The 8,922-nt window shown below is 72.9% G+C and carries 11 protein-coding genes; 6 read left to right on the top strand and 5 right to left on the bottom strand.

All coding sequences use genetic code 11. The annotated features are described in order from the left end of the window. The 3 genes from AC1DY2_RS10250 to hutI all read left to right on the top strand — a co-directional run. A partial coding sequence (locus tag AC1DY2_RS10250) for a peptidoglycan DD-metalloendopeptidase family protein (protein ID WP_476762330.1) occupies window positions 1-1,076 on the top strand: 1,076 nt, incomplete at its 5' end. Between the two features lie 89 nt (window positions 1,077-1,165). Then, window positions 1,166-2,857 carry a urocanate hydratase gene (gene hutU, locus AC1DY2_RS10245; RefSeq protein WP_476762329.1) on the top strand — a complete coding sequence of 564 codons (1,692 nt, stop codon included), beginning with the start codon at window positions 1,166-1,168 and terminating at the stop codon, window positions 2,855-2,857. Beyond that, window positions 2,854-4,125 (top strand): imidazolonepropionase, encoded by a 1,272-nt coding sequence (gene hutI, locus AC1DY2_RS10240; RefSeq protein ID WP_476762328.1) that lies wholly within the window; start codon window positions 2,854-2,856, stop codon window positions 4,123-4,125. The genes hutU and hutI overlap by 4 nt, the downstream gene beginning before the upstream one ends. A 50-nt stretch (window positions 4,126-4,175) precedes the next feature. On the opposite strand, the gene AC1DY2_RS10235 is transcribed toward hutI, so the two are convergent. The 4 genes from AC1DY2_RS10235 to AC1DY2_RS10220 are packed head-to-tail and all read right to left on the bottom strand — an operon-like array spanning window position 4,176 to window position 6,185. Continuing rightward, window positions 4,176-4,472 (bottom strand): DUF503 domain-containing protein, encoded by a 297-nt coding sequence (locus tag AC1DY2_RS10235; RefSeq protein ID WP_476762327.1) that lies wholly within the window; start codon window positions 4,470-4,472, stop codon window positions 4,176-4,178. 44 nt (window positions 4,473-4,516) lie between these two features. Next, window positions 4,517-4,774 carry a DUF6510 family protein gene (locus tag AC1DY2_RS10230; protein ID WP_476762326.1) on the bottom strand — a complete coding sequence of 86 codons (258 nt, stop codon included), beginning with the start codon at window positions 4,772-4,774 and terminating at the stop codon, window positions 4,517-4,519. Next, entirely contained in the window at window positions 4,774-5,598 is an 825-nt protein-coding gene (locus AC1DY2_RS10225; protein WP_476762325.1) for an FAD-binding oxidoreductase, read from the bottom strand. Before AC1DY2_RS10225 ends, AC1DY2_RS10230 begins: the two co-directional genes overlap by 1 nt. Next, on the bottom strand, window positions 5,595-6,185 hold the full coding sequence (locus AC1DY2_RS10220) for a sulfite oxidase-like oxidoreductase (protein ID WP_476762324.1): 591 nt from the start codon (window positions 6,183-6,185) through the stop codon (window positions 5,595-5,597). Before AC1DY2_RS10220 ends, AC1DY2_RS10225 begins: the two co-directional genes overlap by 4 nt. 129 nt (window positions 6,186-6,314) lie before the next feature. Between AC1DY2_RS10220 and moaA the strand changes: the two genes are divergently transcribed. The 3 genes from moaA (at window position 6,315) to AC1DY2_RS10205 (ending at window position 8,299) form a co-directional block, all read left to right on the top strand. After that, entirely contained in the window at window positions 6,315-7,382 is a 1,068-nt protein-coding gene (gene moaA / locus AC1DY2_RS10215) for a GTP 3',8-cyclase MoaA (RefSeq protein WP_476762323.1), read from the top strand. Next, on the top strand, window positions 7,375-7,635 hold the full coding sequence (locus AC1DY2_RS10210) for a MoaD/ThiS family protein (RefSeq protein WP_476762322.1): 261 nt from the start codon (window positions 7,375-7,377) through the stop codon (window positions 7,633-7,635). The genes moaA and AC1DY2_RS10210 overlap by 8 nt, the downstream gene beginning before the upstream one ends. 70 nt (window positions 7,636-7,705) lie before the next feature. Continuing rightward, entirely contained in the window at window positions 7,706-8,299 is a 594-nt protein-coding gene (locus AC1DY2_RS10205; RefSeq protein WP_476762321.1) for a dihydrofolate reductase family protein, read from the top strand. A 28-nt stretch (window positions 8,300-8,327) separates the two neighbouring features. Here AC1DY2_RS10205 and AC1DY2_RS10200 read toward each other — a convergent pair whose 3' ends face one another. Continuing rightward, on the bottom strand, window positions 8,328-8,762 hold the full coding sequence (locus tag AC1DY2_RS10200; protein WP_476762320.1) for a molybdenum cofactor biosynthesis protein MoaE: 435 nt from the start codon (window positions 8,760-8,762) through the stop codon (window positions 8,328-8,330). Window positions 8,763-8,922: the final 160 nt, after the last annotated feature.

The raw sequence follows: 8,922 nt of genomic DNA, 5'->3' as shown, positions 1-8,922 counted from the left end.
GCACGGAGGCGCCCGCACCCTCCGCCGGCTCGCCGCGCACGAGCTCCTCGTACCGTCCGACCACGCGAACCGTGTCGGCAGCGGCCCAGGCCCAGAACGCCGCACTGGTCGCCGCCCGCTCGACGATCACGCGGGCCACGACCGAGCTGCGCGAGGCCGAGGCCGCCCTCGCCGACGCCCGTGCCACGCAAGAGGTGGCCCGCGCGGTCGCGCAGCGCCTGCAGGACGTCGCCGACGCCGCCCAGCAGGACGTCGATGCCGCCAAGCGCGTCTACGTCGCCGCGGCACGCGGCGGCGGCAGCGCCACGCTCTCCTCGATGCCCGCGGCGTTCGGCGCGGGCCACGACCTCCTCGCCGGACTCGGCGGGTTCGCCCGGGTCGAGCAGATCTCTGGCGATGCCGACAAGCTGCTCGCCATCGTCGAGAAGCGCACCGCCGAGGCCGAGACCGCGCAGGAGCGTGCCGACGCCGCCTGGACCGCCGTCGACGAGGTGCCGGTCGATGCCCTCGAAGACGATGTGGCGAACGCCGAGCAGGCCCTCGCCGATGCCCGACAGGACCTCGAGGACGTGCAGGCGAGGGCCGCGGAGGACAGCCGGGTCGCAGCCAGCAGCATCTCCCTCATCCAGTCGCTGCCGGCCGACGCCGGGCAGCTGAGCGACCAGGGCTGGGCGCTTCCCGTGGCCGGGCACATCACCGACGGCTTCGGACTTCGCCCGGTCAAGCCGGTTCCCGGCGTCAACGACTTCCACCGCGGCACCGACCTCGCGGCCGCGTGCGAGACCCCGGTGTACGCGGCGACCGACGGCGTCGTGGCCGACGCCGCACCGAACGGCAGCCTCGGCAACTGGATCCTCATCGACCACGGCTCGGGCGTCGCCACGGGCTACGGCCACCTCGTCTCGGGCGGCACGTTCGTGGTACCGGGCCAGACGGTGACCGCCGGCCAGTTGATCGGCGCGGTGGGCAGCACGGGCGCCTCCACGGGATGCCACCTCCACTTCGAGGTGCACCTCGACGGGGTCGCCGTCGACGCGGTGCCCTTCATGGCGGCCCGCGGCATCCCGCTCGGCTGACCCGGGGCTCGCACCGTTCGTCTGGCATCCCAGACGGGCACCCCGTGGCATCCGTTGTCGCCGGATGCCGCGTGCGATGAGATCGAGGCATGACCGACGCACCCACCGCAGCCGTCACCGGCCCGCGCACCGTCCGCGCCGCCCGCGGCACCGAGCTGACCGCGAAGAGCTGGCAGACCGAGGCGCCCCTGCGCATGCTCATGAACAACCTCGACCCCGACGTCGCCGAGCGTCCTGAGGACCTGATCGTCTACGGCGGCACGGGCAAGGCGGCCCGCAACTGGGAGGCGTTCGACGCGATCGTGCGCACCCTCGAAGACCTCGAGGCCGACGAGACGCTGCTCGTGCAGTCCGGGAAGCCCGTGGGCGTGTTCCGCACGCACGAGTGGGCGCCGCGGGTGCTCATCGCCAACTCCAACCTCGTGGGCGACTGGGCGACGTGGCCCGAGTTCCGCCGGCTCGAGCAGCTCGGCCTCACCATGTACGGCCAGATGACGGCCGGCTCGTGGATCTACATCGGCACGCAGGGCATCCTGCAGGGCACGTACGAGACGTTCGGCGCGATCGCCCGGGCCAGGTTCGGGGGTAGCCTCGCCGGCACCCTGACGCTCACGGGCGGCTGCGGCGGCATGGGCGGCGCGCAACCGCTCGCCGTCACGATGAACGGCGGCGCCGTGCTGATCGTCGACGTCGACGAGTCGCGCCTCCGGCGCCGTGTGGAACACGGCTACCTCGACGAGTACCACACCGACCTCGACCAGGCGATCGCCCGGGTGGTCGCGGCGAAGGACGCCGGCGAGGCTCGCTCCGTCGGCGTGGTCGGCAATGCCGCCCTGGTGTTCCCCGAGCTGCTGCTGCGTCATCGCGCCGGTGCCATCGCCGTCGACATCGTGACCGACCAGACGAGCGCCCACGACCCGCTGTCGTACCTGCCCGTGGGGGTCCCCTTCGAGGACTGGCAGGCCGAGGCCGAGCGGGACCCCGAGGGGTTCACCGATCGCGCACGGGGGAGCATGGCCAAGCAGGTGGCCGCGATGGTCGGCTTCCAGGACGCGGGCGCCGAGGTGTTCGACTACGGCAACTCCATTCGTCGCGAGGCCGAGCTCGCCGGCTACGACCGCGCGTTCGAGTTCCCCGGCTTCGTGCCCGCCTACATCCGGCCGCTCTTCGCCGAGGGCAAGGGACCGTTCCGCTGGGCCGCGCTCTCGGGCGACCCGGCCGACATCGCCGCGACCGACCGCGCCATCCTCGAGCTCTTCCCCGAAGACGAGCACCTGCGCCGCTGGATCACCCAGGCGGGCGAGAAGGTGCACTTCGAGGGATTGCCCGCGCGCATCTGCTGGCTCGGCTACCAGGAACGGCACCTCGCCGGCCTGAAGTTCAACGAGATGGTGGCCTCGGGCGAGCTGAGCGCTCCCGTCGTGATCGGCCGCGACCACCTCGACTCGGGCTCGGTGGCAAGTCCCTACCGCGAGACCGAGTCGATGGCCGACGGCTCCGACGCGATCGCCGACTGGCCGCTGCTGAACGCCATGCTCAACACGGCGTCGGGGGCGACCTGGGTCTCGATCCACCACGGCGGCGGCGTCGGCATCGGCCGCTCGATCCACGCCGGCCAGGTCGTCGTGGCCGACGGCACCGACCTCGCCGCCGAGAAGATCGCCCGGGTGCTCGTGAACGACCCGGGCACCGGCGTCATGCGCCACGTCGACGCGGGCTACGACCGCGCCGTCGAGGTCGCTCGCGAGCGCGGGCTGCGCGTGCCTATGCTCGACGCATGAGCGACGGCGCCGCAGCGACACGCATGCTGCTGACGGGCGTCGCCGAGCTCGTGACGAACGACCCGGCACCCGACCGCGACGGCGGGCCGCTCGGCATCGTGCGCGACGCGGCCCTGCTCGTCGAGGACGGGCGCATCGCGTGGGTCGGCCACGCCCTGCACGCGCAGGAGCATCTCGCGGGCGGGGCGGGCCCCGCCGAGCGCGCCGACCGCCGGGAGGCCGAGGAGCACCGCACCCTCTGGGACGCCGACGTGGAGATCGTCGACGTCGGCGGCGGCGCGGTGATCCCCGGGTTCGTCGACAGCCACACCCACCTCGTGTTCGGTGGCGACCGGGCCCAGGAGTTCGCCGCGCGCATGGCGGGGCAGCGCTACGAGGCGGGCGGCATCCGCTCGACCGTCGCCGCCACCCGCGCCGCGAGCGACGACGAGCTGCGGGCTCGGCTCGCCGGCTTCGTGGCCGAGCTGCACGCCCAGGGCACGACCACGTTCGAGGTGAAGTCGGGCTACGGCCTCTCCGTCGCGTCCGAGGAGCGGATCGTGCGCCTCGCCCGCGAGGTCACCGACGAGGTCACCTTCCTCGGCGCGCACGTCGTGCCCGCGGAGTACGCCGACCGGCCCGACGCGTACGTCGACCTCGTCGTCGGCGAGATGCTCGACGCCTGCGCGCCCCATTCGCGTTGGGTCGACGCGTTCTGCGAGCGCGGCGCGTTCACGCCCGATCAGTCCCGGCGGGTCCTCGAGGCGGGCGCCGCCGCGGGCCTCGGCGTGCGGGTGCACGGCAACCAGCTCGGCGAGGGCGGCGGCGTGCAGCTCGCGGTCGAGCTCGGTGCGGCATCCGTCGACCACTGCACCTACCTGAGCGACGCGGATGTCGCGGCGCTCGCGGCATCCGACACGGTCGCGACCCTGCTGCCGGGGGTGGAGTTCTCGACCCGCCAGCCCTACCCCGACGCGCGCCGGCTCATCGACGCGGGCGTCACCGTCGCACTCGCGAGCGACTGCAATCCGGGGTCGAGCTTCACGAGCTCGTTGCCGTTCTGCATCGCCGTCGCCGTGCGGGACATGGGCATGACGCCGGCCGAGGCGCTCTGGGCGTCGACCGCCGGTGGTGCGGCGGCGCTGCGGCGCACGGATGTCGGGGCGATCCGCCCGGGCATGCGCGCAGACCTCACGCTGCTCGACGCGCCGAGCCACGTGCACCTCGCCTACCGTCCGGGGGTGCCGCTCGTGGCGCGGGTGTGGAAGGACGGCGCGGCCGTCGCCTGAGCCGTGCGCCGCGTGTGGCCGGCGGCACCGCCGCGCCCCGCGGCATCCGCTCAGTCGTCGTCGCTCTGCCGCAGCCGCCGGCGGGCCGAGAGCAGGGTGATCTCGGGACGGCCCGCCACGAGCCGCTCGGCACGGTCGAGCACCTCGGTCACCCGGTCGGCGCCCGACGCGACCACGCCGACGCCGATCTCGGCGCGCCGGTGCAGGTCCTGGTCGCCGACCTCGGCGACGCTCGCCTCCGTCGTGCGCCGCAGGTCGCCGAGGATCGGGCGGACGATCGCTCGCTTCTCCTTCAGCGTGTGCACGTCACCGAGGAGCACGTCGAACTCGATCCAGCCGATCCACATCGGCGCACCTCCCCGAAGCGCCCCGCGCGCAGCGGCGCGACACCTCAGCCTCGCGGAACCTCGATCGCGCTCACGCCACTGAAGCCGATCCAGGCGCGGTCGCCCGCCTCGATGAGCGTCGCGAGCACGTGGTCGCACGACCCGCAGCGCACCACCGTGCCCGCACCACTGCGGTAGACCATCGCGCGGGCGAGCTCGGCGATCGTGCCGCAGCCGTTGCACCSGGCGGTCGCCATCGTGACATCGAACGAGAAGAACTCGGCGAGCGGGCCGGCGAGGGCGTTGCCGTCGACGTGCTGCATCAGGTGCCTCCGTAACGCTCGGTGCGGATCGACCTCGGGTCGTGGCCGAGGCCCACGAGCCAGTCGGCGACGAGCTCGACGAACCCGGTCGAGCCGCAGACATAGACCCGCGGATGCTCCGACGCGGGCAGCACCGCGGCCTCCAGCGCCTCGCGGGTGATGCGCCCCGGGGCACCCGCCCAGCCGTCGGGCGCCCTGCGCGTGTAGACGAAGTCGAGGTGGAGGGGCGCGGACGCCGCGGCGAGCGCGTCGAGCTCGTCCGCGAAGTACACGTCGTCGGGCGTGCGCACCGAGTAGAGCAGGCGGAACGGGGTGGGGTCGCCGGCCTCGGCGTGCGCGTGCGCCATCGCGTAGAGCGGCACCACGCCGGAGCCGCCCGCGATGAGCTGCACCGGCCGGGCGTCGCCGGTCTCGGCGGCGGGCGCCCAGACGAAGAACGCGCCGAGCGGGCCGTGCACCTCGAGCATGTCGCCCGCGCGCACCTCGTCGACGAGGTACGGCGAGACCTCGCCGTCGGGCAGCTTGTCGACCGCGAGCACGACGCGCGTCGAGGAGCCCGACGAGGCGATCGAGTACGAGCGCGTCGCGGTGTAGCCGTCGGGCGCAGTGAGCCGCACGTCGAGGTGCTGCCCCGCCGCATTGCCGGGCCAGCCGTCGACGTCGAGCTCGAGGCGCGAGGCGTTCGGCGTCTCACGGTGCACAGCGGCCACCGTGGCGGCGTGCCATCCCGAGCGGGGCACCGCGCGCAGGGCGGCGCTGAGCGCGTCGGTCTGCGCCTGGGGCTGCCCCTGAGCCTGCGCGACCGGCGCCGTCGTGTCGCTCACCAGTAGCGCTCTTCCTTCCACGGGTCGCCGTGGATGTGGTAGCCGTTCTGCTCCCAGAAGCCGGGCTCGTCCTGGTCCATCATCGTGAGCCCACGCACCCACTTGGCGCTCTTCCAGAAGTAGAGGTGCGGCACGAGCAGCCGCGCGGGGCCGCCGTGCTCGGGGTCGAGCGGTTCGCCGTCGAACTCGAACGCGACCCACGCCTTGCCGTCAAGCAGTTCGTCGAGCGGCACGTTGGTCGTGTACCCCCCGTAGCTGTGCGCCATGACGTACTCCTGCTCGGTCTCGATGTCCTCGAAGAGGGTGTCGAGCGAGACGCCGCGCCAGCTCGTGCCGAGCTTCGACCAGTGCGTGACGCAGTGGATGTCGGTGTCGACGTCGTCGATCTTCAGCGCCATGAACTCGTCCCAGTTCCAGCGGTGCACGCCCGACTCGGTGCGGATCGTGAACTCCCACTCGTCGGTCTCGACCTCTGGCGTCGGCCCGGCCGAGAGCACTGGGAAGTCGCTGACGAGGGTCTGGCCGGGTGGCAGGCGATCGTCGCGTTCGCGACTTCGCCCGCTGAACCCTCGAGTGATGAACGACATGACGTCTCCTCCCGACTCGTCAACGATAGTGACCACGGCATCCGCTGTCATCGTTCCAGGGGCATCGGGCGCGACATCATCAGCCGATCGACATCGGCGCGAAACGTGGAAGCGCCTAGTGTGGAGGGCATGGCCGCCCTCTCCCTCGGCATGCCGGCCGTGCGCCGGCCGCCTTCGGCTGCGCCCTCGATCGACGGGCGTCCGGATGCCGCGGGGCTGGTCGATCGCTTCGGCCGCGTCGCCCACGACCTCCGGGTGTCGATCACCTCGGCCTGCTCGCTGCGCTGCACGTACTGCATGCCGGCCGAGGGCCTGCCGGTGATCCCCAACGACGAACTGCTGTCGGCATCCGAGATCGCCCGGCTCGTCGGCATCGCCGTGCACGACCTCGGCGTGCGCGAGGTGCGGTTCACGGGCGGCGAGCCGCTGACGCGGGCCGACCTCGTCGAGATCATCGCTCTGAGCTCCGCCGCAGCGCCGGGTATCCCGCTCGCCCTCACCACGAACGGCATCGGGCTCGACCGCAGGGCCCAGGCGCTCAAGGRTGCCGGGCTCACCAGGGTCAACGTCTCGCTCGACACCCTGGATCGCGAGCACTTCACGCGGCTCACCCRCCGTGACCGCCTGCCGCGGGTGCTCGACGGCATCGCCGCGGCGCACCGGGCAGGCCTCGGTCCCCTCAAGGTCAACGCGGTCGCGATGCGCGAGACCCTGCACGACGCGCCCGCCCTGCTCGCCTGGGCGGTCGAGCACGGCTGCCGCCTGCGCTTCATCGAGCAGATGCCGCTCGACGCCGACGAGCAGTGGAAGCGCGACAACATGGTCGATGCCGACGAGCTGCTCGCGGTGCTCGGCGARCACTTCGAACTCGAGGCCGTCGCCCGCGAGGACCCGTCGTCGCCCGCGGAGGAGTGGCTGGTCGACGGCGGTCCGGCCACGGTGGGCATCATCGCGTCGGTCACGCGCTCGTTCTGCGCCGCCTGCGACCGCACGCGGCTGACGGCCGAGGGCTCGGTGCGGTCGTGCCTGTTCAGCGACGACGAGACCGACCTGCGCGGGATGCTGCGTGCGGGCGCTGCCGACGCCGAGCTGGCCGAACGGTGGCGCGCGGCGATGTGGGGCAAGCAGGCCGGTCACGGCATCGACGCCGCCGACTTCCACCGCCCGGTGCGGTCGATGGGCGGGATCGGTGGCTGACGTGGCATCCGTCACCGTTCGGTACTTCGCTGCTGCCGCCGAGGCCGCGGGCATCGAACAGGAGACCCTCGCGGCATCCGAGGCCGGGACGACGGTCGGCGAGCTGCGCGAGCGCCTCGTGGAACGCTACGGCCCGACGATGGCCCGGGTCGTGGCGAACGGGTCGTTCCTCGTCGACGGCGTCGTGCGACGTGACGCCGGGGCCGCGCTGGGCTCGCACGTCGACGTGCTGCCGCCGTTCGCCGGCGGCTGATCGCACCCGCCGGACACCCAGCGCCGCCGAACCCCTTCCGGCCGGCGCGCGACGGCGCTACCGTGCCGGCATGGGCAAGGTCATCGCGAACGCCTCCATGTCGCTCGACGGGTTCATCGCCTTCGACGACAACGGCATCGGCGAGCTGTTCGAGTGGTACGACAACGGCGACGTCGAGATCGTGAACGAGGGCGAGCTGCCGCCGTTCCACGTCACGCAGGCCAGCGCCGACTACTGGCGGTCATGGGTCGACTCGATCGGCGCGCTCGTCGTCGGCCGCGAGTTGTTCGACGTCACCGACGGCTGGCACGGGAAGCATCCCATCGGGACGCCCATCGTGGTGCTCACGCACGAGCCGCCCCACGACTGGTCGTACCCGGGCTCCGAGGACTTCCACTTCGTCACCCAGGGCATCACCGCGGCGGTCGACCGGGCGAGGGAGATCGCCGGCGAGCGCAACGTGGCCCTCGCCGCCGGCACGATCGCAGGTCAGGCGCTCGACGCCGGACTCGTCGATGAGGTGGCCATCGACCTCGTGCCGGTCGTGATGGGATCGGGCAAGCGGTACTTCGGCGACGCGGGCCCGGCGCGGCTCGGCGACCCGACGGCCGTCGTGCAGGGTCGGCGCGTGCTGCACCTGCGGTACCCGGTCGAGCGCGGCTGAATCCTTCAGTCGGCCACGCGAGCCCAGGTCAGAGATTCACCCACTCGGTGGTGCCGCCGTCGAGGTGCTGGCGCTTCCAGATGGGCGTGCGCTCCTTGATGCGGTCGACGAGCAGGGCGCATGCGGCGAAGGCCTCGGCGCGGTGCGGTGCCGCGACGGATGCCACGAGCGCGACGTCCCCGATGGCCAGGGTGCCGACGCGGTGGGCGGCGGCGACCCGCAGGCCGGTCTCGAGGGCGACCTCGACGCACGTCTCCCGCAGGAAGCGCTCCGCCTCGGGATGCGCCTCGTACTCGAGCAGGGTCACGGATGCGCCGTGGTCGTGATCGCGGATGACGCCCTCGAACGTGACGAGCGCGCCGTCCTGCCGCGACTGCACGAACGCCTCGATCACTGTGCGGTCGAGCGGCTCCGTCGTGACGACGGCCAACACGTCGGGGCGAGCCGTGCTCGCCTCAGGCATCCGAACCTCGCGGCGCATGGTCGCCTCCGGCGACCTGGTCGAGGAGGTGGGGGAGCAGCTCGTCGAGCACACGGAGGCCGTCGGCGACGCCGCCGCGCGATCCGGGGAGGTTGACGACGACGGTCCGCCCGGCCACGCCGGCGAGCGCCCGGCTCAGGGC

The organism is Agromyces sp. P1_H4 (genome assembly GCF_056405255.1).
Note: the sequence above shows the minus strand (reverse complement) of the source record. Positions and strands in the feature narration are given on the sequence as shown.